This is a genomic window from Rhizobium sp. P38BS-XIX, from assembly GCF_012641435.1.
In the GTDB taxonomy this organism is placed as follows: domain Bacteria; phylum Pseudomonadota; class Alphaproteobacteria; order Rhizobiales; family Rhizobiaceae; genus Rhizobium.
This window is the reverse complement of sequence record NZ_JABAIJ010000005.1, coordinates 314,439-339,642: the sequence shown is the minus strand read 5'-3', so window position 1 is coordinate 339,642 and position 25,204 is coordinate 314,439. Positions and strand designations below refer to the sequence as shown.

Here is a 25,204-nt window from a genome sequence, read left to right as displayed (position 1 = left end):
CCCGCGTTGCCGCAAAGCGAGCTGATGGCGACTGATCGAAATGACATAATAGGGGATTGTGGGATTTTTTCCAATCTCTTCCGGACAACGGGCATCTTGTGAGAGTTTGCGCGATAGCGGCGCCGCTCAGACGCCGCCGCTATCCGGTTCCGAAAAGATCAGAACTCTTCCCAGCTCTGGGCTGCGGCTGCGGACGAGCCACCGCCGAAGGCCGTTGCGACCTTGTTGATCATCCGACGTGCGGGCGAGGCAGCGGGGCGATGCGTTTCGGCCCGTGCAGGCACGGGAGCGGACATCGCGCCGGCGTCGACCTTGAAGCGGGAGACCAGACGCACGAGGCCGTCTGCCTCTCCTGCGAGGCGATGGGTTGCTGCCGAGGTCTCCTCGACCATGGCGGCATTGCGCTGCGTCACCTCATCCATCTGGTTGACGGCGTTGTTCACCTCCGACAGGCCGGTTGCCTGTTCGCGTGCGGCCGTCGCGATGGAATGGATGTGGTCGTTGATCTTCAGCACGCGGCCTTCGATGGTCGATAGTGCTTCGCCGGTTGCCTGCACCAGCTTGACGCCGACCTTCACCTGATCGCCGGATTTGCTGATCAGCGCCTTGATATCCTTGGCGGCCGTGGCGGAGCGCTGGGCAAGTTCGCGCACTTCCTGGGCGACGACAGCAAAGCCCTTGCCAGCCTCGCCGGCGCGTGCCGCCTCGACGCCGGCGTTCAAAGCCAGCAGGTTGGTCTGGAAGGCGATATCGTCGATGACGCCGATGATCTGGCTGATTTCGCCGGATGCCTGCTCGATGCGACCCATGGCATCGATGGCATTGCGAACGACTGTGCCGGAGCGGGCAGCATCGTCTTTGGCTTCGCTGACCATCACGCTCGCTTCACGGGCCCGTTCCGTCGAGTTCTGGACGACGGAGGTGATTTCGTCCAGGGCCGCGGAGGTTTCCTCAAGTGCTGCAGCCTGCTGCTCGGTGCGCTTGGAGAGATCGTCGCTGGCGTGACGCAGCTCATTGGTGTTAGAATTGATCGAGCCCGTGGTTTCTCGCACTTCGCGCATGGTGCTCTTCAGCGTTGCAAGCGTCGCATTGACGTTCTGCTGGAGCTCGGCAAAAGCGCCCTGGAACTCGCCCTTCATCTCCTGCGTCAGATCGCCGTCGGCCAGGCTTGCAATCACACGGCGCACTTCACCGATGCCGACATCGACGCTGACAAGCAGTTCATTCACGTTGCCGGCAAAGCGATTGAGGTTGGCATCGCCGTAGTCCTTGTCGATGCGGCGGCTGAAATCACCGGCGGCGGCGGCCGAAACGGCCAGCGACATGCTGGACTGAAGCTCGTCGCTCTTTGCCCGCATTGCCGTTTCCTCGGCGTTCATGCGGCGCACGGCGTTGCCGTTCTCCTTGAAGACGTCGACGGCTGCGGCCATCTCGCCGATTTCGTCGTTGCGTCCGGCAAAAGGAACCTCGATGTCGAATTGACCGTCGGCGACTTTCTTGATGGCATCAGTCACCTTGCGGATCGGGCGGCTCAGGTGAACGGTGCCGATGTAGATGCCGAGGCCGACGCCAGCGGAGATGCCGACAATCATGATGCAGAGGACCACCCAAAAGACGCTATCGTGGAAGGATGCGATGTCGCTTTCGGCTTCCGAGAGCGCTGCCTTGTCGGCCTGGACCACGGCATCGATTTCGGCCTGGAAGGCCTTGCGATTGGCGCGATTGGCTTCGTTATTGCCTTGCTTGGCGGCGGCATCCGGGCCATCCGTCACGCCGAGGCGGGCGGTCTCGGTGCGGAATGTGCGAAACTCCTGGGCACGAGCCTGCAGCTTGGAAAAATCGGACTTCTGGCTGGCCGGGACCAATGGCGACCAGGCAGCGAGCACCTTGTCGATCTCATCGAGGTCGCCCATCAGGCCATCGGCAAAGCTCTTGGAATCCTTCGCCGAGGCGGCGGCATAGATGCCTCGCGCCTCCATGACCACGGCGGTGACGTAACGGTTCAGATGCTCGCCCATGTATGCGCGGCTGGCAGTCTGCTCATAACTCTGTAATTTCTGGTCGTATTGACGCAACGTATAAAGAGCGGTGCCTCCAATCAGGAACGCCGCTCCAGCCATGACAAGTACAAGCAGATTTATTTTGCCGCGAATTTTCAAGATACCCTCCGGCGCCAACCCGATCCCCCGAAAATCGATGGGTTTTCCGACACTGGACTAGATATCAGCGAAATTCATTAAAGTTATATTGAAGCATTTTTAGTTAAAACTTATCGAAACTTCCCATCAAACTCACATAAATTAGAAAATACTTATTTTAAAGCAGAGCAATGCTGTTTGCCCTGCACCTTCGCACGCGGAGTTTTCAGCTCGAAATGTCCGGCTTTCATGAATCTGCGCGGGTATAATTGACTTTCCAGGTGGTGATCCTTATAAGCCCGCGCACGTTCGGTCATGGAGCCTGCATTTGCGGGCCAAGTCCGTTCGTCATAATCAACAACGCTCCTTGCTATTAAAAGCAAAGCTCAAGAAGGGCCGCACTCCGCGGTGTTTAAATAAATGAAGCGTACCTATCAACCATCCAAGCTTGTCCGCAAGCGTCGCCACGGTTTCCGTTCGCGTATGGCTACCAAGGGCGGTCGCGCGGTTCTTTCCGCACGCCGTAACCGCGGCCGCAAGCGTCTTTCGGCCTAACGGCCGAAGTGCCCGATAATCCAGGATGGCGGGCAAATTGACGAATGAACGACCCAAAAAGACTGTCGGGCGGCTGAAAAGCCGGCCGCAGTTTCTTGCAGTCCGTGAAGGCGAGAAGCGCCGAGGCAATTTCTTCCTGATAGAGATGCTGGACCGCAAGACCGCCGACGCCGACCCCCGCGTTGGTTTTACCGTTACCAAAAAACATGGCAACGCGGTGGAGCGCAACCGCATGCGGCGCAGGCTGAAAGAAGCCGTGCGGCTTCATGCCGGGTTTGCAATGCAGCCCGGACACGACTATGTGGTTGTCGCGCGGCGCGAAGTGCTGACCGCACCTTTCGAAAAGCTGGTGGGTGAACTCGTCCAGCGTATCGAATCCAGGCCGAAACACCGGCGACCGGAAACGGACCGCTCCAGGAAAACATGATGCAAAACAACCGCAATTACTTCATAGCGATTGCCCTGTCGGTGCTGATCGTCCTCGCTTGGCAGTTTTTTTATATGAACCCGCGCCTTGAAGCGCAGCGCAAGGCCGAACAGGCCGCCAAGCTGCAGCAGCAGACGCAGCAGGCTCAGACGACGCAGCCGGCCGCAGCAGGCGCAGGCGCAGCCGTCAACGGTTCGCTGCCAGCGGGTGGCCAGAACGCGGCGGCGACGCTGACCCGCGATCAGTCGGTCGCCAAGACGTCTTCGGCACGCGTCATCATCGACACGCCGGCGCTCTCCGGCTCCATCAACCTGGAAGGCGCACGCCTCGACGATCTGCAGCTCAAGAGCTATCATGAGACCGTCGACAAGAGCAGCCCGATCATCACGCTGTTCAGCCCGGCCGACACCAAGGATGGTTATTTCACCGAACTCGGCTATGTCGGCAGCGACGCAACCGGTACGGTTCCCAATCCCTCGACCCTGTGGACGCTGGCAAGCGGCGACAAGCTGACCGACAAAACGCCGGTGACGCTGTCCTACACCAATGACAAGGGCATCACTTTCTCGCGCACCATTTCCGTCGACGATCGCTACATGTTCACGATCACCGACAAGATTGCCAACGGCAGCCAGGCCCCGGTCGCGCTGTCCAGCTATGGCCGCGTTACTCGCTATAACAAGCCGGTCACGCCCTCTGCCTACGTTCTCCATGAAGGCTTCATCGGCGTCATCGGCGAGGATGGCCTGATCGAAACCAAGTACACGGCAGCGGAAAAGGAAGCCGTCAACCCGGCAAAGGCGACCGGCGGCTGGCTCGGCATCACCGACAAATACTGGGCCGCAACGATCGTTCCGCCGCAGGCGACGGCCTACGACGCCCATTTCTCGCACTTCACCGATGGCGCTCAGCCGCGCTATCAGGCCGATTACAAGCAGGACGCTATCACGGTTGCTCCCGGCCAGTCGGCGGAGCTGAAGAACCTCGTCTTCGCGGGCGCCAAGGAAGTTCCGGTCATCGATCGTTATGAAACCAGCTACTCGATCCCGCGCTTCGACCGCCTGATCGATTGGGGCTGGTTCTATTTCATCACCAAGCCGATGTTCAAGCTGATGGACTTCTTCTTCCGCTTCTTTGGCAATTTCGGCGTCGCTATCCTCTGCACGACGATCGTCGTCAAGGCGCTCTTCTTCCCGCTCGCGAGCCGGCAGTATGCCTCGATGGCGAACATGAAGCGCATGCAGCCGAAAATGGAAGAGCTGAAGGCCAAGTTCGGCGACGATCGCATGGGCCTGCAGCAGGCGACCATGCAACTCTACAAGGAAGAGAAGATCAATCCGATCGCGGGTTGCTGGCCCGTGCTCCTGCAGATCCCGATCTTCTTCTCGCTCTACAAGGTGATCTACATCACCATCGAGATGCGCCATGCGCCGTTCTTCGGCTGGATCCAGGACCTTTCCGCTCCCGATCCGACGTCCATCGTCAATCTCTTCGGCCTGCTTCCGTTCGCAGCGCCGACCATCCTGCACCTTGGCGTCTGGCCGCTGATCATGGGCATCACCATGTTCTTCCAGATGCGCATGAACCCGACACCGCCCGATCCGACGCAGGCCATGATCTTCAACTGGATGCCGCTGGTATTCATGTTCATGCTGGCAAGCTTCCCGGCCGGCCTCGTGATCTACTGGGCCTGGAACAACACGCTCTCGGTCATCCAGCAGTCGATCATCATGAAGCGGCATGGGGTGAAGGTGGAGCTCTTCAACAATCTGAAGGGCCTGTTCAAGCGAAAACCAGAACCATCGAAATGACGAAAAAGCCCCGCTCAAGCGGGGCTTTTTTTATGGCTGGGTCGCAGACGCGAAAAGACCTTGCGAAGCGTTCAGCGGAGCGCGCTCGCGCCGAGATGCTGACGAAAGAAGGCGAGAACCGCAGCATCGAAGGAGCGATGAAAGGCAGATCTGTCGAACCCTGACTGATCCTTGCAGATCTCCGGCTGCGAGGCGATCAAGCCGGGCGGGCATGGCGCCAGAAAAGCAAAATGAGCCGCGGCGGGCACGAGATGAAAATCCGGTCTACGCGGCAAGTTGGCAGCGAGCGTCGCAACGCTCTGTGGCAGCACGCCATCACCGCCATGTTCCGAACCCCAGAGTTGGATGGGAGCGCCGACGGATTTCAAGTTTTCCTTGCTCGAAAAGAAACTCAGCGGGTCGGCAAGGACGAGTGCCTTGAGACGAGGGTCGCGCGCAAGCGGCTTGGACGGTATATCGTTTCGGCGAATTTCGCCGCAGATCGGTGCAGGCTCGGGACATGGGATACTGGGATCACGAAAATCCGGCTCGGCACCGGCAAGCACCAGGCCGGTATATCCACCGCGCGAAAAGCCGAAGAAGCCGATGCGATCCGGGTCGACCTTGGCGGCTCCCTGCCAATCGCCGAGAACAAAGTCAATCAGGCGATGGATATCGGATGGCCGCTGGAACATGATGGAGATGTCGCCTGCCCTGCTGAGATCCGAGAAATTGTCGCCGGGATGGTTGAGTGCAACGACGAGAAAGCCGGCGTCTGCCAACGTTTCCGCCGTATCGTGATGATTGAGCGAGCCGCCGCCATGCCCGTGCGAGATGACGACCAGAGGCAGTCTGTCGCCCGCAATCGGACAACCGCGCACGGCCGGCAGCGTAATCGGGCCAAGCTGGATTTCACCCGGCGGCGTTGCACAGGGTGACCAGACGAAAGCGCTGAGCGCGGGCTCGCTGGCGGTCGCAGGCACCTCGATCGATGCCAGACCGGCAGCCTGAGCTGAGGCCGCCGCCAAAGCGAAGGCAATGAAAAATCCAATCCGTTTGAACGACATTTTGTTTTCCAGACAGGGTTGAGGGATGAAGACAAAGGATATCTGCCCGCGCCGGCTGTTGCCGTCGGCGCGTCAGGGTCGAAACTCGATTTTGGAACGATCAGACTGCGCCGTGGCGCAGGGGAATCAGCAGGTCCGTGGCTATTTCGTGCTCCATCACCTTGGCCGGATGGTTGAGATAGACTTCGATCACCGGACGATCGTCGGGCTCGAAGCCGCTCTGCGGCAGCCAGCCGGCAAACAGCGTCTGAAACGTCGGTGAGATCAGCGCATAAGGTCCCATCAGGCGATAGCGGGCATAGAGACCACCTGCGAGATCATACGTATCGAGCTCTTCGGCCGCATCGCAGCCATCTGTAAGCACCACACCGGCAAAATACCGGAATGCCTCTCCCTCCTCGGGATCGCCGGAGCCGACACCGATGCGAGAGAGATCGTGCCAGACCAGCCCGCGATCCGTCAGACACTGCGAGAGCCGACGAAAGCTGTGCGGGATCGTCTGGGCTGGCCCTTCATGCTGCAACCCGAATATCCTGACCGGTGGCCGTTCAATGATGGCCACGGACGGCAGATCTGCGGTGATGGCCTGCTGCTTCATTTGGAATGCCGTTGGAGTCATACCCGTCAGGCCTCGAAAGGCCCGTGCAAAACTCTGTGAGCTGTCGTAGCCGGCCTCCAGCGCCGCTTCCGTCACCGATGTCGGGCCGGCGGCCAACTGGTTGGCGGCCTGGGCAAGCCGCATCCGCCGGATGGTGGCGGCGACGCTCTCTCCCGTCATCGCCCGGTACAGCCTGTGAAAATGATAGGGCGAGAAATGCGCGATGGCCGCCAGGCTGTCGACGGAATGCGGAGCCGACGGGTCGACCATGATCGCCTCGATGACCCTTGCGATGCGGCGGCGATAGTCTTGTTCCGTGGCGCTCTTCATGGACGAGACATCTAGCATGGCTGTGGTGGATTCGCGGTGCAGCAATTGCGGTTTTTACGGATGCGTCAGCTCGCGAGACATCCGCAGCGGCTACCATTTGGACGGCGCGGCGTTGCGGGCGCAACGGCCGCGCCACGCCACCAATTGCCGAACAAACTTGACTTTCGCGGGCAAAACCCCGAAGCCAATTCGATAAATCGAACCGGAAGACGTTCAGCAGCATGGCAGACCAGACGACAAAAGACGAAAAGCCGCTTTTCGGGCGCCCGTGGATTTTCATTCGCGGTGTGCCGGCGATGAAGTTTCTGCCACCGGAAGGGCCAGCGGAAGTCGCCTTCGCGGGACGCTCGAATGTCGGCAAATCGTCGCTGATCAATGCGCTCGTCGGCCACAAGGGCCTCGCACGAACCTCGAACACGCCAGGGCGTACGCAGGAGCTCAACTATTTCGTTCCCGATGGCTTTTCCGGCGAGGACGGCGATCTACCGCCTATGGCTCTGGTGGACATGCCAGGTTATGGCTACGCGCAAGCCCCGAAGGAACAGGTCGACGCCTGGACAAAGCTGGTGTTCGACTATCTGAGAGGACGCACCACGCTGAAGCGCGTCTATGTGCTCATCGATAGCCGCCACGGCATCAAGAAGAATGACGAAGAGGTGCTCAGCCTGCTCGACAAGGCTGCCGTGTCCTATCAGATCGTGCTGACCAAGACGGACAAGATCAAGGAAGCGGGTCTGCCGAAACTTTTGGCCGATACCGCCGAAAAGACGCGCAAGCGCGCGGCCGCCTATCCCGGCATTCTCTCCACCTCTTCGGAAAAAGGCGAAGGCCTCGAGGAGCTGCGGCAGGCAATCAGGGACACGGTCGGCATCGCCCTCTGATAACTGTTCACCTTCAAGGATGACCGCCGCTCCCTATGCCGCATGACAGAGAGCGACGGTTCAATCGCCTAGAGCGGTTCAGCTTTTCACGGAATCACCGAACCGCTCTATCTCTTTGTTTTCGCGCAATTCCGGACGGAAAACCGCTGCGCACTTTTCCTGGAATTGCCCTAAGGATTATTACATCTTCGGCAACAGCACCTTGTCGACGACATGGATCACGCCGTTCGACTGCTTGACGTCCGCGATGGTGATATGAGCAGTGCCGCCGGCTTCGTCCGTCAACGTCAGCTTGCCGCCCTTGTTCATGGCCTTGATCGTGCAGCCGCCGACGGTCTTCAGATCGTATTCGCCGCCATGGGTCTTTGCCCAGTTCTTGATGGCCGCAGCCATGTCATCACCGGAAACGACATGGCAGGTGAGGATCTTCGTCAGCTTTTCCTTGTTCTCAGGCTTCAGCAAGGTGTCAACCGTACCGGCCGGCAGCTGGGCGAAGGCTTCGTTGGTCGGAGCGAAGACCGTGAAAGGACCCTTGCCTTGAAGCGTGTCAACGAGGCCGGCGGCCTTCACAGCCGCGACCAAGGTCGTGTGATCCTTCGAATTCACGGCATTCTGGATGATATTCTTCGTCGCATACATCGCGGCACCGCCGACCATCGGGTCCTTGGCGTAGGCGATGCTCGAAAGAGCCGAAACCATTGCGGCTGCGGCGGCGATGCGAATCACAGACTTGATCATGACTTTTCCTCTTCCTCTTTTTCGCCCCGATCGGGCGGGGTCAGAAGAAGATACGGGAGGTGCGGAAAAGAGTTTCAGCCGCGATTGAGAAGAATTATTCAGGGCAAATGGATCGTGCCGGATGCGACGACATCGCCAGTGGGCTTTCCGGTCGGAGAGCCGCCAAAGGGCTCGACGCTGACGGCGATGATGGCGCCTTCCGTCAATTTCGTGTGAAGCTCGCTCGGCAATGTGATTTCGCCGTCGCCGGTCTGCGGCAGGATGCCGAGCGCCTCGGCCGGATCGCTGCCGCGAATCAGCCAGAGCTCCAGGGATTTCTCTTCCGGCTTCCCGGCAGCGACCGGCGTCACCTTCAATCGCCCGCTCGAAGCATCATAATTGGCGAGCAGGCTGATGGCGCTGTTCTGCCCGGCCAGCGAGGCGCTGAGCAGCTTTCCGGCTGGCGCGCGCAACGCGGTCTCGTTGGTGATGGTAAAGACAAGCACACCGGCTGCCAGGAACAGCGAGCCGAAGGCCACGGAACGCCACACCGTGAGCGAATTCCAAAGGCTGGCGCCGAGGACAGGACTGCCGAAAATCCGCTTCTCGATCTTCGGATAGACCGAAGCGGCAGGCTTTACCGCTTCATATTCCTCATTGAATTCCGAGAGATTCTGCTCCCAGCGACTGACGATCGCCGCAAACTGGCGATCGCTGCGCATGCGGCGCTCGACCTTTTGCCGATCCTCCAAGGAAAGTACGCCAAGCACGTATTCTCCGGCCAGGACTTCATCACGGGAGCGGCCTCCCTTGCTTTGATCGGGCATACTCATCGGTCCATGCACTCTCTTAGTCTGATCAGGCTCCGGCGCAGCCAGGTGCGCATGGTGTTCAAAGGCACCGAATGGTGATCGGCGAGTTCCTGGTAGCTCAGGCCTTCAACATAGGCGCTGCGAACGGCCCGCGCACGATCAGCTTCCAACTCTTCCATGCACCTGTCAATCCGCCTACCCTCACCCTTCACGATTGCTTGTTCTTCAGGGTCGAGGTCGGCATCGGCAATATCGTAGGCGCTGTCCAGTTCGTCGGCGATGGGCTTGCGGGCACGAATGAAATCGATCGACCGGTTACGGGCAATCGCCGTCAACCACGGCATCGCAGGCCCTTCCGAGGCTGCAAACTGTTCTGCCCGTTGCCATATCTTGACGTACACTTCCTGCAAGACCTCGTCCGCATCCGTTCTATTGCCTGTGATACGTAGGCAAACACCATAGAGTTTCGGGTTGGTGCGCTTATAAAGCGCAGCAAAGGCCTTTTGATCGCGCATGGCGACACGGCCGATAAGCGCTTCGATCTCCTCGCCTGCCATCCAACACCCCATTACGACGCCTGCGCCGACTTTAAAAGAAAAGCGCTCGCTGGCAAGCTTGGGAAAGCGATCAATTTCGACGACGCGAATGTGACATCCCGTCAACTTATGCCGACATCATTATTCCATCTGTCAAAAACTTGAGATAAAAGGCCCGCGAACAATTCCGAAGGGTGCACCATGTCCGAAGCCCAAAGCGAACTCCAAGCCAACCTGCTCGCCCAAGCGCTGCCTTACATGCAACGCTATGAAAACAAGACCATCGTGGTGAAATACGGTGGCCATGCCATGGGCAATGTCGAACTCGGCAAAGCCTTTGCAGCCGATATCGCGTTGTTGAAGCAGTCGGGCGTCAACCCGATCGTCGTCCACGGCGGCGGCCCACAGATCGGCGCCATGTTGACGAAGATGGGCATCGAGTCGAAATTCGAAGGCGGCCTGCGCGTCACCGACCAGAAGACGGTCGAGATCGTCGAAATGGTGCTCGCCGGTTCGATCAACAAGGAAATCGTCGCGCTGATCAACCAGACCGGCGAATGGGCGATCGGCCTTTGCGGTAAGGACGGCAACATGGTCTTCGCCGAAAAGGCGCACAAGACCATCAAGGACCCGGACTCGAACATCGAGCGCGTGCTCGATCTCGGCTTCGTCGGCGAAGTGGTCGAAGTCGACCGCACGCTGCTCGACCTGCTCGCCAAGTCCGAGATGATCCCGGTCATCGCGCCGGTTGCTCCCGGCCGCGACGGCGCGACATATAACATCAATGCCGATACGTTTGCCGGCGCGATTGCCGGTGCGCTCTCCGCCACGCGCCTTCTGTTCCTGACGGATGTCCCTGGTGTCCTCGACAAGCAGGGTCAACTGATCAAGGAGCTTTCGGTGGCACAAGCCCATGCGCTGATCGCCGACGGCACGATTTCCGGCGGTATGATCCCGAAGGTGGAGACCTGCATCGACGCCATCAAGGCCGGTGTTCAGGGCGTCGTCATCCTCAACGGCAAGACGGCGCATTCTGTCCTGCTCGAAATCTTCACCGAGCGCGGAGCCGGCACGCTGATCGTTCCCTGAGGCGGCAAACCGCCTCAGGTGTCAGCTCACTCCGCTAGAGACGATGGCCGATAAATGGTTTCGGCCTCGCTCTTCAGCATTCCCATGACCGAGCGATAGGGCGCCGGGCCGTAGCTGATGCGGCTCACGCCAAGGCCGGCCATGGTTATGTTGTCGGGCGTCGTCGGGCGCACCATGATGTTGACCGGCAAGGAGCAGCGCTCGCAAAGCGCGGCAATCAGCTCCGGCTCGACAAGGCCCGGCGCAAAGAAGCCGCTAGCGCCTGCTTCGGCGAAAGCGTCGGCGCGGCGATACGCGTCATCCAGCAGGATCTGATGGTGGGCGGTATCGCTTTCCTGAAGAAACAGATCGGTTCGGGCATTGATGAAGAACGGCATCTCGTGCCGGTCAGCCATCTCCCGGATGGCGCGAATGCGCTCGGCCTGCAGCTCGATCGGGTGAACGCCATGTCCACCCACGACCTGATCCTCGAAATTGATCCCGATGGCGCCGTGATCCATGATCTTCTCGACATTGGCGGCGACGGCTTCGGGCTCGACGGCATAGCCGCCCTCGAAATCGACGGATAACGGCAAGGGGCTGGTGACCGAAATCAGCTTGGCGGTGACTGCCAGCAATGAAATCGGTATCGCCTCGCCATCGGCAAAGCCATTGGCCGCGGCAACGGACCAGCTACCGGTTGCCAGCGCTTTGGCGCCCGCTTCAGTGACGGCCTTGGCCGACCCGGCATCCCAAATATTGAAGAGTACCAGCGGCTCACCCTTCTTGTGCAGCCGCGCGAATTCCTGCGCCTTTTCCACCTGACTCATCGCATCCCCTCCGAAAAGCCCGGCCGGGCGAGTTTCCATCCGCAAAGAGCGTAAGCTCTCCCTCACGTTGCAGATAGAGCAAAACCCTGGAAATCAATGGTAAATCATTGTCGGCATTGCAATGATCGGCAATCTTGGTCACGGAGTCCAAGTGCCGCAGCATGATTATTTCCTTTTCCTTGCAGGAAACGGCATGTCATAAGGCGCTATGAGCAAGACAAAGACACTTTCCGAGCCTTCAGACTTCTCCAATATCCGCGATTGGGTGTTCGATCTCGACAACACACTCTATCCGCATCACGTCGATCTCTTTGCGCAGATCGACAAGAACATGACGGCCTATGTCTCGACCCTGCTGCAGATGGAGCGCGACGAGGCGCGCAAGCTCCAGAAGCAATATTACCACGATCACGGCACGACGCTGCAGGGATTGATGATCCATCACAAGATCGATCCCAACGACTTCCTGGAAAAGGCGCATGCGATCGACTATTCGGCACTGACGCCGCAGCCGGAACTGGCGGCCGCGATCAAGGCGCTGCCGGGTCGGAAGTTCATTTTCACCAACGGCAGCGTCAAGCATGCTCAGGCGGCAGCAGGCGCGCTCGGCATTCTCGACAATTTCGACGATATTTTCGATATCGTTGCGGCCGATTACGTGCCGAAGCCCGCCGGCAGCACCTATGACAAATTCATGAGCCTCAACCGGGTGGACACCAAGAACGCCGCCATGTTCGAGGACCTGCCGCGCAACCTCACCGTGCCCAAGGCGCTCGGCATGAAAACGGTGCTTCTGGTGCCGCAAAACCTCGAGACCACCGTCATCGAATGGTGGGAACGGACAACGGGCGACGACGATCACATCGACTACGTAACCGACGACCTGACGGCTTTCCTCAAGGCGCTGGCTTAACCCTTTTTTAGGAAGGCGTTACGAAAGTTTCATGCGCCTTACGGATGTTTAATTGGCCGTTTTGGGCCTCCCGCCCTATCGTTTAATCATTCCTCGACACGAAAGGAAAAACGATGAACGGGAAAAAAATTCTTCTTGCAGGACTTTCCGCAGCCCTCCTGGCGGGCGGTGCCGCCCAGGTCAGCTTTGCGGCTCAAGGCGACGGAGCAAGGGGCGGTCATCATCACGCCAGACATTGGCATGGACCTCGCTTTTCACCCGAAATCGTCTATGTGCGCATGCTGAAGCAGTTCGGCCAGCCGGGCGACACCAAGGTCACGCGCGATGAAGTCAAGGCCGGCGTCGACAAGATCTTCGATCAGATCGACACGAACCACGACGGTGAAATCACGCCCGGCGAACTGCGCGCCTATCGCCAGGAGCGCTTCAAGGAATGGAAGGCCGAGCGCGCCAAGGCGGACGGCAAGGATCAGGCCACGGCAGATCAGGCCAAGCCGGACCAGGCAAACGGCGATCAGGCCGATGCCGACAACAAGGGCAAGGATGGCGGACGCCACCATCACAGGCCGCATGGCCGCTTCATGCACGAAGCAGGCATGATGCGCGGTCTGATGATGTTCCACCGCATCGACAAGGATGAGAACGGTCAGATCAGCAAGCAGGAAGCCGAAGACGCGGCCAACAAGCTGTTCGACCGTATGGATCGCAACCATGACGGCGTGATCTCGCTGGACGACATGCCGAACCGGCCGCTGCTCTAAACGGATCCATTACACGCGAATAGAAAGCCCGCCCTCGCCATGCGAAGGCGGGCTTTTCATTTTCAATGACCGCTTTCGTGATGACCGTTGTCGTGTTCATAGAAGTCGCGAACGATCTTCCAGGCCTCATCGGCGGTATCCACGAAGCTGATGAGGTTGACGTCATCGGGCGCAATCGTACCGAACTCGGCCAACGCATCGAAATTGACGATGCTGCGCCAGAATTTTTCGCCGAAGAGAATGAGCGGCAGGCGCTCCATGCGGCCGGTCTGGATCAGCGTCAGGCACTCGAACAGTTCGTCGAGCGTGCCGAAGCCGCCGGGGAACACGGCGATCGCCTTGGCGCGCACCATGAAGTGCATCTTGCGGATCGCGAAATAATGGAAATTGAAGCTGAGTTCCGGCGTCACATAGGCGTTCGGCGCCTGCTCGTGCGGCAGCACGATGTTGAGGCCGATCGACGGTGCGCCTTCCTCGGTCGCGCCGCGATTGCCCGCTTCCATCACGCCAGGGCCGCCGCCGGTGACGACGACATATTCGTGGTAATCGAAGCCGGCGGAATAGCGTGAGCAGAGCCGGGCGAACTTGCGGGCTTCCTCATAGTAGACCGACGCGGCCTCAAGATTGGCGCGCTGCACGTCGTTGCGGGCCGCCCATGCGTTGGTGCCCGGCGCCGGAATGCGCGCACCGCCGAACATGACAACGGTCGACTTGATGCCGCGCTCGGTGAGCGACATCTCCGTCTTCAGCAGTTCCAGCTGCAGGCGGATCGGCCGCAGCTCCTCACGGCAGAGGAAATCCTCGTCCGCATAGGCAAGCCGGTAGGAGGGCGACATGGACTGCGGCGTACGTGGCACCGACTCGGCTCGCTGCTTGTCCGCCGAACTCGTCTTCAACGGATCCCAAACCCCATCCTTGCGCCTCAGCCTGCCGTTCTTCGCCTTGCTCATCTATTCATGCCTTTCGAACCGATCATGACGGGCATTCGCACCCGCGGATGCGAATGCCCAAGCTATTTCATATGCCCCTACAATGCCTTGAATCCAAGCTCAATCGGCGCGGAAAAGACATTCCAATTTCGACATCCATGCTATAGGACCAATCGACCGCTTCCGGACCCTTTCCGGAAATCACGCTAGGCACTGACGTTTTAAGGAATTTCCATGAGCGCTAACGATCTCGCCTCCCTCGAAAAGTCCATCGAGGCCGCCTTCGACAATCGCGACAATGTGAACACGTCGACGCGCGGCGAAGTCCGCGACGCCGTCGAAACGGCGCTCAGCCTTCTCGACAGCGGCAAGGTTCGCGTGGCCGAACGTGGTGCCGATGGCAACTGGACCGTCAATCAGTGGCTCAAGAAAGCGGTGCTGCTCTCGTTCCGCCTGAACGACATGAAAATCGTCGAAGGCGGCCCAGGGGCATCCACATGGTGGGACAAGGTTCCCTCCAAGTTCGAAGGCTGGGGTGAGAACCGCTTCCGTGAAGCCGGCTTCCGCGCCGTGCCGAACGCCGTCGTGCGCCATTCCGCCTATATCGCGCCGAACGCCATCCTGATGCCGTCCTTCGTCAATCTCGGCGCCTATGTCGGCGAAGGCACCATGGTCGACACCTGGGCGACCGTCGGCTCCTGCGCGCAGATCGGCAAGCATGTTCACCTCTCCGGCGGCGTCGGCATCGGCGGCGTGCTGGAGCCGATGCAGGCCGGCCCGACGATCATCGAAGACAATTGCTTCATCGGCGCCCGTTCCGAAGTCGTTGAAGGCTGCATCATCCGTGAAGGCTCCGTGCTCGGCATGGGCGTCTTCATCGGCAAGTCCACGAAGATCGTCGATCGCGCCACCGGCGAGATCACCTACGGCGAAGTTCCGCCTTACTCGGTCGTCGTTGCAGGCGCTCTGCCCAGCGGCAATACCATGGCAAACGGTCAGCCCGCTCCGAGCCTCTATTGCGCCGTCATCGTCAAGCGCGTCGACGAAAAGACCCGCTCGAAGACCGGCATCAACGAGCTGCTGCGCGACTGATCCCGGAATTTTTCGGACGCGCGGTTGCCATATCGCGCTTCCCTCATGCTTGCCCGGTGAGCATGCCTGTGCGATTGCTGGAATCGCGGCAAAGATTTTCGACTCATCGCCGATCCTTTGCCATCGCTTTGCCATTTCCCGCCGGATAAGTTGCCTCCGATGACAGTTACCAATCCCATCACGAATCTCCAGACCCTGATCCGCTGCGCCTCCGTCACACCTGCCGAGGGCGGTGCGCTGACCGCGCTTGCCGACATGTTGCAGCCCCTCGGCTTCAAGGTAGAGCGCATGACGGCCACGGAGCCGGGAACGCCCGACATCGAAAACCTTTATGCGCGGCTCGGCACGGATGGGCCGCATCTGATGTTTGCCGGGCATACGGACGTCGTCCCCGTCGGTGACGCGGCCTCGTGGAGCCATCCGCCCTTTGCCGCCGAAATCGCCGATGGCGAGCTCTTCGGCCGCGGCGCCGTGGATATGAAGGGTGGCATTGCCTGCTTCGCCGCGGCGGTTGCTCGCCATATCGAGAAATACGGCAAGCCCGCCGGTTCGATCTCTTTCCTAATCACCGGCGATGAAGAAGGCCCGGCGATCAACGGCACGGTAAAGCTGCTGCAATGGGCCGCGGAACGCGGCGAAACGTGGGACGCCTCGCTCGTTGGCGAACCGACCAATCCCGACCGGCTCGGCGACATGATCAAGATCGGCCGCCGCGGCTCGATCTCCGGCTTCATGACCGTTCATGGCGTTCAGGGCCACGCCGCCTATCCGCACCTTGCCGACAATCCGGTGCGCAGCATCGTCAAGCTGACGGAAGCGCTGCTCGACCCGCCTTTCGATGCCGGCACGGACAGTTTTCAGCCATCCAATCTCGAAGTGACGTCCATCGACGTGGGCAACACGGCGACCAACGTCATTGCCGCCAAGGCGACTGCTGCCTTCAACATCCGCTTCAACGACACCTGGACCGCCGAGACTCTGAAGGCTGAAATTCTCGCCCGCCTCGATGCTGCGGCGGCTGATCAGACGCTGCGTCCCGGCCGCGAGCCGACCAAATACGAGATCACCTGGTCGGAACGTCCGAGCCATGTCTTTCTGACGCGCAACAATGCGCTGATCGCATCTCTCTCCTCCGCCGTGGAGAACGTCACGGGCCAAAGGCCGGCGCTCTCGACCACTGGGGGCACGTCGGATGCCCGTTATATCAAGGATTATTGCCCCGTCGTGGAGTTCGGCCTTGTCGGCCAGACCATGCACATGGTGGACGAACGCGTGGCCGTCGCGGATCTCGAAACGCTGACTGAGATCTACCAGACCTTCATCAAGCGCTGGTTCGAGAATGCCGACCTTTAAGGAAGTTCAATATTATCTATCCGGCCTCTGGCTGCTGATACGCATGGATGCGCGCGGCTTCCAGTATCTGGACACGACGGATCGCGGCATGCTGCGCTCCTTCTGGGCCATTTTCTGGAGCCTGCCGCCGATCGGTATTTCCTGGCTGTGGCTGCAGCAGGCCTATCTCCTGGCCATGCCGCCGGAAACGTCGACGGGGCTTGCATTCTTCCTGCGTCTTGCCCTGGTCGAGGCGTCCGGCTGGCTGCTGCCGCCGATCCTTGCCGGCGTGCTGCTTCTGGCCTTCCGCTTCGGCGATAAATTTCCGCCTATCGTGGCGACCATGAACTGGTTCTTCGTGCCGGCAAACTATCTGAATGCGCTGCTGTTCGCGTTCACCATCTTTGTTCCCGGCGCCAAGGTTCTCGCCGGGTTCCTATCGCTTGCACTGACGATGGCCATCATCTTTTCATTGGCGCGTATTCTGAGGATGATCTGCGGCACCCATCCGCTTTTCATCGGCGCGCTGACACTGATGCTGCTCATTCCGAACATGCTGCTGACGGACTTCCTGCAGCACTTCCTTGGCGTCTATCCGCCGGGCTGAGCTCAATCGTTCCCAGGAAATACGCAGAGATTGAGCGTCTGCGCGATCCGAAGAAAAGCGCAGGCGCTAGCGGCTGACGATCTCGCCGTCTTCCTTGATAAAGGTGCCGATATCCGAATTCGGCAGGATATCGAGCACAGCTTCGGACGGACGGCAAAGGCGCACGCCTTTGTCGGTGACCACGATCGGACGATTGATCAGGATCGGATGCTGCATGATTTGGTCCAGAAGCTGATCGTCGGTCAAATCGGGATTGCTAAGGCCGAGCTCGTTATAGGGCGTGCCCTTCTGTCGAAGGATGTCGCGAACGCTCAGACCCATGGCGGCGGCGAGTTTGAGCAACTCTTCGCGGCTGGGCGGCGTCTTCAGATATTCGATAACGACAGGCTCTTCACCGGACTGGCGGATCATCGCCAGCGTGTTGCGCGATGTACCGCAGGCGGGGTTATGATAGATCGTCACCGTCATCGACATTCTCTCCCTCGCCGCCGGGCAGACCGGCGCCGTCACGATAATCCACCCGCATGAAATAGAGGCCATCGGGCGGTGCGACCGGACCGCAGGCCTTGCGATCTCGCGCCTCAAGCGCTGCGCGCACGTCGTCGGGCGTCCACTTGCCCTCGCCCGCGAGCTTCAATGTGCCGGCGAAAGAGCGGATCTGGTTGTGCAGGAAGCTCTGCGCCGTGGCGCGGATTTCGATCAACTCGCCGGTGCGCGTCACGTCCAGCCGGTCGAGCGTGCGCACGGGGCTATTTGCCTGACAATGCGCCGAGCGGAAGGTGGTGAAATCATGCAAGCCGGTCAGCGTCTGCGCCGCTGCGTGCATGACTTCATGATCCATGTCTTTCGGCACCCACCAGGCGCGCCCGGCTTCCAGCGCCAGCGGTGCGCGGCGGGTGATGATGCGATAGAGATAGTGCCGGCGGATGGCCGAGAAGCGCGCATCGAAGCTTTGATCGACCTCGAGGATATCGAGGATGGCGACACGGTCTCCGGCCATCCTCAGATGAGCATTGAGCGCGTTGCGGAGCGTATAGACCTTCCACTCCTTGGAAAGGTCGGCATGCATGACCTGCCCCATGGCATGGACGCCGGAATCGGTGCGCCCTGCCCCGCGGATGGAAACCGTCTCACCCGTTAGCGACAGTATGGCGCTTTCGATCGCCCCCTGCACGGAAGGCCCGTTTTCCTGACGCTGCCAGCCGACATAGGGAATGCCGTCATATTCGACAGTCATTCTGTAGCGCGGCATCAACCTTGCTCCGAGGGAAACACGGTGCCTGGCGCAATGGGCGTGCCGCGCAGGAAATCGGCTGCGGCCAACGGCTTGCCGCCGGCCTTCTGCAGCTTCGTGAGCCTGATCGCACCGGAGGCGCAGGCAACGACCAGATCATCCGTCAGCACCTGGCCAGCGGTGCCGCTGCCCTCGGCCAGCTCGGAACCGAGCACTTTGATACGCTCTGGCCGGCCGGCAATCTCAGCCTCGAACCAGGCGCCCGGAAATGGCGACAACCCGCGAATGTGATTGTGAACATCGGCCGCAGGCTTGGCGAAGTCGATGCGGGTCTCTCCCTTGTCGATCTTTGCGGCATAGAGAACGCCTTCGGATGGCTGCGCGGTGAGCGGCAGCTCGTCGTGCTCCAGCTTGTTCATGGCCTCGGCCATGGCTTTTGCGCCGGCAAGCATCAGCCTGTCATGCAGCTCGCCTGCCGTCATGGTATTGCCGATCTCGACTTCACGCGTGAGCGCGACCGGGCCGGTATCCAGCCCCTTGTCCATCTTCATCACCATCATGCCGGTCTTGGCATCGCCCGCCATGATCGCCCGCTGAATTGGAGCGGCACCACGCCAGCGCGGCAGCAGGGAGGCGTGGCCGTTGTAGCAGCCAAGGCGCGTGCCTGTCAGAATTGCTTCGGACAGCAGCAAGCCGTAAGCAACGACGACGGCGACATCGGCATCGAGATCACGAAAGCGCTGGCGATCGTCCGGGTCCTTGAAATTGACGGGCGTGAAAACCGGCAGTCCCAACAACTCCGCCGCCTGATGCACGGGCGACTTCTGCAGATCGAGCCCCCGTCGACCGCCGGGACGCGGCGGCTGCGTATAAACCGCCCGCACCTTATGCCCCGCATCGATCAAGGACCGCAGCGTCGGTACGGAAAATTCGGGCGTTCCCATGAATATGATGTTGAGCGACATGCGATCCAATCCGGCTGAGATTATCAAGTTTCGAGTGACCATAGCGGCAAAAGCGCCATCGGAGGTCAAACGTTCACCGTCTTCAAACACGACGCCGGCAGCGATCGACGACCCAGATTTGCGCATCGTAGCGAACAGAAGCCGCGAGACCAGATGAAGCAACTTTTGTCAGGAAGTTGCTCAGAGTGCCTTGGACTTGGCGGCCTTGGTGAACTTCTTGATCACCATCTCGCGCTTCAGGCGCGAGATATAGTCGATGAAGAGCACGCCGTTCAGATGGTCGATCTCGTGCTGCACGCAGGTTGCGAGCAGACCATCGGCCTCGGTGAGCTGCTCCTTGCCTTCGCGGTCCAGGTGCTTGACGGTGACACGCGCCGGGCGTTCGACTTCGGCGTAATAATCCGGAATGGACAGGCAACCCTCTTCATAGACCGAGCGCTCGTCCGAGGACGCGACGATCTCCGGATTGATGAAAACCAGCGGCTTCTTATCTTCGCCTTCGCGCGCGATATCGATGACCAGCATCCGGCGTGGAACACCGATCTGGATCGCAGCAAGGCCGATGCCAGGCGCGTCGTACATGGTTTCCAGCATGTCGTCGGCAAGGCGCTGAATTTCGGTATTGATCTGCTCGATGGGCTTGGAAGCCTGGCGGAGCAGCGGGTCGGGCAAAATGATGAGTGGCTTGATCGTCATGACGTTTCCCATAACGCATCTTGTTGCGCGATGGAATCGCCAAGATGGCCGCAAGTGGGTGTTTTTTCATCATACGCCTGCAAAGTCTGCCTAAATGGAGCTGAAATTTTGTTCACGGTTTGATCTGGCTATTCGCCGCAGTTTTGCTATGCTGGCAAGAGAACGTCATCAGCACGCCGGGTTTCATGTCCTCCATCCTCTTTGGCCAAGCCATTTCCACGGTCCAGGTTCTGACCGGCATCGTTATTCTGCTTACGATCGCGGTGATCGTTCTTTTCGTGCGCAGCAAGGCGCGCGCGGAGGATAATGCGCTCGATGCCGAGCATACGATGGCGGCACTCCTGCGCTCGCAGGCGGAGATGCAGGGGCGGCTCGCCACCATGGCTGAAGTGTTTGGCTCGCGACAGGCCGAACTCAATCAGGCCATCGGCCAGCGCCTGGACGGCATGTCGCAACGGGTCACGGCAACGATCGGCGAGCAAACACGCTCGACGCATGAAAACCTCCGGCGCCTGCAGGAACGTTTGGCTGTGATCGATGCCGCGCAGACCAATATCCAGACGCTGGCAAAGGATGTCGTCGGGCTTCAGGCGATATTGTCGAACAAGCAGACGCGGGGCGCCTTCGGCCAGGCGCGCATGGAAACCATTATCGCCGATGGGCTTCCCATGGGCGCCTATGCATTCCAGGCGACGCTATCGAACGGCTCCCGGCCTGACTGCACGGTGCGCATGCCGAACGGCTCGCCGCCGCTGGTCATCGATGCAAAATTCCCGTTGGAAGCCTGGAACGCCATTCGCGCCGCTGCCAGCCCCGAACATGGCAAGATTGCCGCGCAGCAGTTTCGCCGAGATCTCGAGCTGCATATCCGCGACATCTCGGAGAAATATCTGATCCCCAGCGAGACGCAGGACACGGCCTTCCTCTTCGTCCCGTCCGAGTCGATCTTCGCGGAGATCCACGAGAATTTCGAGGCGATCGTGCAGAAGGCCCAGCGCGCGCGCATCGTCATCGTTTCGCCGTCGCTGCTGATGCTGTCGATCCAGGTTATCCAGGCGGTGCTGAAGGACCAGCGCATGCGCGAGCAGGCGCATGTGATCCAGAGCGAGGTGGCGCACCTGATGGACGATCTCTCGCGTCTCGATGAGCGCGTGCGCAAACTTCAGGGTCATTTCGCCATGGCTCAGAAGGATGTCGACATGATCGTCACCTCTGCCGACAAGCTGGCAAGACGTGGCGAGCGAATAGAGGCGCTGGAATTCGAGGCGGCCAAAGAGCCTGCAAAGACACGTCCGGAGGAAAGACCCAAGCCGGCCGACAATCGCACAAGCCAACTCAAGCTCAGGGTGGTTGACGAAGACTGATCGCTTCGGCAGTGTCGCGCCCAATCGATGCATGATCCGAAAAGACAAAGGCAGCCTTCGGGCAGGATCGTGCAGGCGCAACACCCAGGGCAGGATATCGCATGATCACTATCTTCGGCTCCATCAACATGGACCTCATCGCCACCACGGATCGCTTGCCGAAGCCGGGCGAAACCGTCGCCGGCAACGGCTTTTCCACTGCCGCCGGCGGCAAGGGCGCCAATCAGGCTTTGGCAGCGCGCCGTGCGGGTGCAGCAGTGCGCATGAGCGGCGCTGTCGGCAATGATGGTTTTGCGGAACCGGCGGTCGACCTGCTGCAGACGGCGGGCACCGATCTCTCCACCGTCCGCCGCGTTTCCGAGCCGACGGGCACGGCCCTGATCCTCGTCGGCGGCGACGGCGAGAACATGATTGCGGTCGTTCCAGGCGCCAACGGCACGAATACGACGGAGCATGCGGAAACGGCCGTTGCGGCGCTGAATGCCGGCGACACGCTGATGCTGCAGTTCGAAATCCCTGTCGATGCCGTAGAGACCGCGCTGAATGCGGCAAAGGCTAAGGGCGTCCGCACGGTGCTCAACCTCGCACCGCTGATCCCGGAAGCCGCACGTCTCGGCCGCCTCGCCGATATCGTCATCGCCAATGAGACCGAATTCGAAAGGCTCGCGGGCCAGGACAACATGTCGTCATCCGAACGCGAGGCAGCGCTCGTGCGTCTGCACGGCGAGACCGGTCAGACGCTGATCGTCACGCTCGGCGGCGACGGCGTTATCGCCATTCGCGATGGTGAGCTTTCCCGCGCCAAAGGCCTCGTCATCGAGCCGGTCGATACGGTCGGCGCCGGCGACACCTTCTGTGGCTACTTCGCCGCCAGCCTCGATCAGGGTCTGGATTTCCACGCCAGTTTGCGCCGCGCGGCGGTTGCCGGTTCTCTTGCATGCCTGAAGCAGGGTGCACAGCCCTCGATTCCCGTCGCCAGCGAAGTCGCCGAACGCCTTTAAGGGTAACAAATCGTAAGCATCCGGGGGCGCAATTAATTAAATTTTTGCGCTTCCGTATCATTCTCCTCTTGACCTGGCGCGCATAGCGTTCCGCCCGCGGCAGGAACTCACACGGCGGCCCCATGATGGGGCCATCCTGCGCCGACTTTGCATCTGGATAATGTGTATCCGACGCATCGCTTTTTCGAGGAAATGATGTTCATCTTTCGTATGAAGTCGCTTGCGGCCAAGTTGATCTTGGTGACCGGGCTGGCGATTGCACTCGTCTTGCTGGTTTCCAACTTTTTATTGATTTCCCAAACCCGCGATCGCGTCGAAACCCTTACAATGGATCAGGCCAATACCGAGGCCAAATCCATTTCCAATGAGATTGCCGCCAATGTCGGCGAAATGGCGAGCGCATCCCGTTCGATGGCCGCCGTCATCGGCCGTGCTCACGAAGGCCATACCTTCGACCGCAAAGGCATCGTCAACATTCTCAAGGCGAACGTGGAACAGAATGCCTTTGCTTTCGGCAGCTGGTTCTGCGAACAGCTTGGCGCGCTGGATGGCAAGACCATGGAGCTTGCCAACAACAAGGAACAGGCCGTCAACGAAAAGGGCGCCTTCACCCCATATTGGTCCAAGACCAAGGACGGCGGCATCCAGTTCTCGACCTTTGACAATGATTACACTGCCCCTTGGTGGAAGCTGGCGGCCGAAAGCGGCAAGGGCGCGATTACCCCGCCTTATCTCGCACAGGGCACTGACGTTCCGACGACAATGAGCTCGATCGCGTATCCCGTGATGTCGGGTGGCAAGCTGATCGGCGTCGCCGGCGTCGATATCTCGCTCAACTCGCTTTCCAGCAAGCTGCAGAAGATGCAGCCCTTCGGCTCCGGCCGCGTGTTGCTGGTGTCGCAGGACAACAAGTGGCTGGTTGCCCCGACGCCGGATCAGCTGATGAAGGATTACAAGGCAGCAGGCGCCGACGTCATCAAGGCGGCACTCACCTCTTCTTCGCCGAGCGTTCTCAAGAACCTCTCTGAAGACGGTGGCGAAGCCTTTGATCGTGTCGTCTATCCCTTCGCGGTTCCCGGCCTGAACGCAACCTGGGTCGTCCTTATCGACGTACCGCATAGCGCGGTCGCCGCACCCGTGCAGGATCAGACCTATACGATGATCATTGCCGGCATCCTCGTGCTCGCCGCCGTGATGCTTGCGCTTTACGCTGCGGTGCGTGGCTTCGTGCAGACGCCGCTTGCCGGCCTCGTTGCCAGCGTCAACCGCCTGAGTGCGGGAAATTATGCCGAGCCGGTCGCCGGTCAGGCCCGCGCCGACGAAGTGGGTTCCGTCGCCAAGGCCCTTGAGGGCTTCCGCTTTGCACTTGCCGATACCAAGCGTCTGGAAGGCGAAGCCAATGACCAGCGTCTGGCCGCGGAAGGCGAACGCCGCCGCTCGGAGAGCGAGCGCAACGAAGGTGTCGCGCTGCAGCGCCACATCGTCAGCATCCTCGGCCAGAGCCTTGCCGAACTTTCGAAGGGCAACCTGAGCCAGCGGATCACGGACGATTTCCCCGGCGAATACGCTCAGCTGAAGCAGGATTTCAATGCCGCGCTCGCCAGCCTGGAAGAGACGGTTTACACCGTCAACGCCAGCGTCAGCAACATCGGCAGCGGCACCGGCGAAATCAGCAACAGCGCCTCGGATCTGGCCCGCCGCACCGAGCAGCAGGCGGCAAGCCTCGAAGAAACCGCAGCCGCCCTCAATGAGCTGACGGCACAGGTCAACTCCAGCGCCGACAACGCCCGCACGGCGGCAAGCAGCGTCAATGCGGCTTCCGAGGATGCCGAACATTCGGGCGAAATCGTCCAGCGGGCCATCGCTTCCATGCATGGCATCGAGCAGTCGTCTCAGGAAGTGTCGCGCATCATCGGGGTGATCGACGAGATCGCCTTCCAGACCAACCTTCTGGCGTTGAACGCCGGCGTGGAAGCGGCTCGTGCCGGCGAAGCAGGCAAAGGCTTTGCCGTCGTCGCCCAGGAAGTCCGCGAACTGGCGCAGCGCTCGGCCAACGCCGCCAAAGAAATCAAGACGCTGATCAACGCCTCGGCAGGTCAGGTCAAGGAAGGTGTGGATCTGGTCGGCCGCGCCGGCGATGCCCTGCACAAGATCGCCCAGCAGGTCATGGAGATCAACGGCCTCATCCGCCAGATTTCCGCCTCGGCAAGCGAGCAGGCCATCGGCCTGAAAGAAATCAACTCGGCCATGAACCAGATGGATCAGGTCACGCAACAGAATGCGGCCATGGTCGAAGAGACGACGGCCTCGAGCGTGACGCTTGCCGAGGAAGCGCAGACGCTGAAGACGCTGGTTGCTCGCTTCCGCACCTCGCGTGGCGCTCAGGACAACGCGGGCGCCTTGCGGGCAACCGCCCAGCAGATGCGGGCTCCAGCCGCGCCGCGCCGCGTCACGGCTCCTGTCGCGGCACCTGCGCGCAAGACTGTGCCCCAGACCCACGGCGCCAATGCCCTGGCACAGGACGACTGGGAAGAATTCTGAGCCGGCTTAGCTTAACAATA

General features: G+C 60.3%; 25 protein-coding genes. 13 read left to right on the top strand and 12 right to left on the bottom strand.

Annotated elements, in window-relative coordinates; genetic code table 11:
• Positions 1–158: 158 nt before the first annotated feature.
• A complete protein-coding gene (locus HGP17_RS18475; RefSeq protein WP_168811623.1) occupies positions 159–2,159 on the bottom strand; it encodes a methyl-accepting chemotaxis protein in 2,001 nt (666 codons plus the stop codon).
• 399 nt (positions 2,160–2,558) lie between these two features.
• On the opposite strand from HGP17_RS18475, the gene rpmH reads away from it, so the two are divergent.
• From rpmH to yidC, 3 genes are read left to right on the top strand one after another with little or no spacing between them, the layout of a single operon-like run.
• Entirely contained in the window at positions 2,559–2,693 is a 135-nt protein-coding gene (gene rpmH / locus HGP17_RS18470; protein ID WP_092843085.1) for a 50S ribosomal protein L34, read from the top strand.
• A gap of 25 nt (positions 2,694–2,718) precedes the next feature.
• Complete coding sequence (gene rnpA / locus HGP17_RS18465) at positions 2,719–3,120, top strand: ribonuclease P protein component (protein WP_168811621.1); 402 nt, start codon at positions 2,719–2,721, stop codon at positions 3,118–3,120.
• Entirely contained in the window at positions 3,120–4,931 is a 1,812-nt protein-coding gene (gene yidC / locus HGP17_RS18460; RefSeq protein ID WP_168811619.1) for a membrane protein insertase YidC, read from the top strand. Before rnpA ends, yidC begins: the two co-directional genes overlap by 1 nt.
• Before the next feature lie 71 nt (positions 4,932–5,002).
• Here the strand turns inward: yidC and HGP17_RS18455 are convergent, their stop codons facing one another.
• The gene (locus HGP17_RS18455; protein ID WP_168811617.1) at positions 5,003–5,977 is read right to left on the bottom strand and encodes an alpha/beta fold hydrolase; all 975 of its coding nucleotides are present in this window, start codon (positions 5,975–5,977) and stop codon (positions 5,003–5,005) included.
• 100 nt (positions 5,978–6,077) lie between these two features.
• Positions 6,078–6,905 (bottom strand): GyrI-like domain-containing protein, encoded by an 828-nt coding sequence (locus tag HGP17_RS18450; RefSeq protein WP_168811615.1) that lies wholly within the window; start codon positions 6,903–6,905, stop codon positions 6,078–6,080.
• A 221-nt stretch (positions 6,906–7,126) separates the two neighbouring features.
• On the opposite strand from HGP17_RS18450, the gene yihA reads away from it, so the two are divergent.
• Complete coding sequence (yihA, locus tag HGP17_RS18445) at positions 7,127–7,786, top strand: ribosome biogenesis GTP-binding protein YihA/YsxC (RefSeq protein WP_168811613.1); 660 nt, start codon at positions 7,127–7,129, stop codon at positions 7,784–7,786.
• A gap of 180 nt (positions 7,787–7,966) precedes the next feature.
• Here yihA and HGP17_RS18440 read toward each other — a convergent pair whose 3' ends face one another.
• The 3 genes from HGP17_RS18440 to HGP17_RS18430 form a co-directional block, all read right to left on the bottom strand.
• Complete coding sequence (locus tag HGP17_RS18440; protein WP_168811611.1) at positions 7,967–8,524, bottom strand: fasciclin domain-containing protein; 558 nt, start codon at positions 8,522–8,524, stop codon at positions 7,967–7,969.
• Positions 8,525–8,622: 98 nt separating this feature from the next.
• Positions 8,623–9,336 (bottom strand): anti-sigma factor, encoded by a 714-nt coding sequence (locus HGP17_RS18435; RefSeq protein ID WP_168811609.1) that lies wholly within the window; start codon positions 9,334–9,336, stop codon positions 8,623–8,625.
• Positions 9,333–9,872, bottom strand: a complete 540-nt coding sequence (locus tag HGP17_RS18430; protein WP_168811607.1) for a sigma-70 family RNA polymerase sigma factor — start codon at positions 9,870–9,872, stop codon at positions 9,333–9,335. The genes HGP17_RS18435 and HGP17_RS18430 overlap by 4 nt, the downstream gene beginning before the upstream one ends.
• Before the next feature lie 180 nt (positions 9,873–10,052).
• On the opposite strand from HGP17_RS18430, the gene argB reads away from it, so the two are divergent.
• Positions 10,053–10,940 (top strand): acetylglutamate kinase, encoded by an 888-nt coding sequence (gene argB, locus HGP17_RS18425; RefSeq protein ID WP_069611182.1) that lies wholly within the window; start codon positions 10,053–10,055, stop codon positions 10,938–10,940.
• A gap of 26 nt (positions 10,941–10,966) precedes the next feature.
• Here the strand turns inward: argB and HGP17_RS18420 are convergent, their stop codons facing one another.
• Positions 10,967–11,749: an isocitrate lyase/phosphoenolpyruvate mutase family protein gene (locus HGP17_RS18420; protein ID WP_168811605.1), complete on the bottom strand. Its 783-nt coding sequence runs from the start codon at positions 11,747–11,749 to the stop codon at positions 10,967–10,969.
• 208 nt (positions 11,750–11,957) lie between these two features.
• On the opposite strand from HGP17_RS18420, the gene HGP17_RS18415 reads away from it, so the two are divergent.
• Complete coding sequence (locus tag HGP17_RS18415) at positions 11,958–12,662, top strand: pyrimidine 5'-nucleotidase (RefSeq protein ID WP_168811603.1); 705 nt, start codon at positions 11,958–11,960, stop codon at positions 12,660–12,662.
• A gap of 113 nt (positions 12,663–12,775) precedes the next feature.
• Complete coding sequence (locus HGP17_RS18410) at positions 12,776–13,423, top strand: EF-hand domain-containing protein (RefSeq protein ID WP_168811601.1); 648 nt, start codon at positions 12,776–12,778, stop codon at positions 13,421–13,423.
• Between the two features lie 62 nt (positions 13,424–13,485).
• Here HGP17_RS18410 and HGP17_RS18405 read toward each other — a convergent pair whose 3' ends face one another.
• Complete coding sequence (locus HGP17_RS18405) at positions 13,486–14,373, bottom strand: LOG family protein (protein ID WP_168811599.1); 888 nt, start codon at positions 14,371–14,373, stop codon at positions 13,486–13,488.
• A gap of 213 nt (positions 14,374–14,586) precedes the next feature.
• Here HGP17_RS18405 and dapD point away from each other — a divergent pair, with 213 nt between their 5' ends.
• The 3 genes from dapD to HGP17_RS18390 all read left to right on the top strand — a co-directional run bounded on the left by dapD (position 14,587) and on the right by HGP17_RS18390 (position 17,383).
• A complete protein-coding gene (gene dapD / locus HGP17_RS18400; protein ID WP_168811597.1) occupies positions 14,587–15,444 on the top strand; it encodes a 2,3,4,5-tetrahydropyridine-2,6-dicarboxylate N-succinyltransferase in 858 nt (285 codons plus the stop codon).
• Between the two features lie 159 nt (positions 15,445–15,603).
• Positions 15,604–16,797, top strand: a complete 1,194-nt coding sequence (gene dapE, locus HGP17_RS18395) for a succinyl-diaminopimelate desuccinylase (protein WP_168811595.1) — start codon at positions 15,604–15,606, stop codon at positions 16,795–16,797.
• Positions 16,784–17,383, top strand: coding sequence for a hypothetical protein (locus tag HGP17_RS18390; protein WP_168811593.1), 600 nt, complete (start codon positions 16,784–16,786; stop codon positions 17,381–17,383). The genes dapE and HGP17_RS18390 overlap by 14 nt, the downstream gene beginning before the upstream one ends.
• Positions 17,384–17,449: 66 nt before the next feature.
• On the opposite strand, the gene arsC is transcribed toward HGP17_RS18390, so the two are convergent.
• From arsC to def, 4 genes are all read right to left on the bottom strand, one after another.
• The gene (gene arsC, locus HGP17_RS18385; protein WP_168811591.1) at positions 17,450–17,851 is read right to left on the bottom strand and encodes an arsenate reductase (glutaredoxin); all 402 of its coding nucleotides are present in this window, start codon (positions 17,849–17,851) and stop codon (positions 17,450–17,452) included.
• Positions 17,829–18,635, bottom strand: coding sequence for a tRNA pseudouridine(38-40) synthase TruA (gene truA / locus HGP17_RS18380; protein ID WP_168811589.1), 807 nt, complete (start codon positions 18,633–18,635; stop codon positions 17,829–17,831). Before truA ends, arsC begins: the two co-directional genes overlap by 23 nt.
• Positions 18,635–19,582, bottom strand: coding sequence for a methionyl-tRNA formyltransferase (gene fmt / locus HGP17_RS18375; protein ID WP_168811587.1), 948 nt, complete (start codon positions 19,580–19,582; stop codon positions 18,635–18,637). Before fmt ends, truA begins: the two co-directional genes overlap by 1 nt.
• Before the next feature lie 180 nt (positions 19,583–19,762).
• Positions 19,763–20,278: a peptide deformylase gene (gene def / locus HGP17_RS18370; protein WP_168811585.1), complete on the bottom strand. Its 516-nt coding sequence runs from the start codon at positions 20,276–20,278 to the stop codon at positions 19,763–19,765.
• A 185-nt stretch (positions 20,279–20,463) separates the two neighbouring features.
• Here def and HGP17_RS18365 point away from each other — a divergent pair, with 185 nt between their 5' ends.
• The 3 genes from HGP17_RS18365 (at position 20,464) to HGP17_RS18355 (ending at position 25,184) form a co-directional block, all read left to right on the top strand.
• Positions 20,464–21,642 carry a DNA recombination protein RmuC gene (locus tag HGP17_RS18365; RefSeq protein ID WP_168811583.1) on the top strand — a complete coding sequence of 393 codons (1,179 nt, stop codon included), beginning with the start codon at positions 20,464–20,466 and terminating at the stop codon, positions 21,640–21,642.
• 101 nt (positions 21,643–21,743) lie between these two features.
• Complete coding sequence (locus tag HGP17_RS18360) at positions 21,744–22,643, top strand: ribokinase (protein WP_168811581.1); 900 nt, start codon at positions 21,744–21,746, stop codon at positions 22,641–22,643.
• A gap of 195 nt (positions 22,644–22,838) precedes the next feature.
• Positions 22,839–25,184 carry a methyl-accepting chemotaxis protein gene (locus HGP17_RS18355; RefSeq protein WP_168811579.1) on the top strand — a complete coding sequence of 782 codons (2,346 nt, stop codon included), beginning with the start codon at positions 22,839–22,841 and terminating at the stop codon, positions 25,182–25,184.
• The last annotated feature ends 20 nt before the right edge of the window (positions 25,185–25,204 follow it).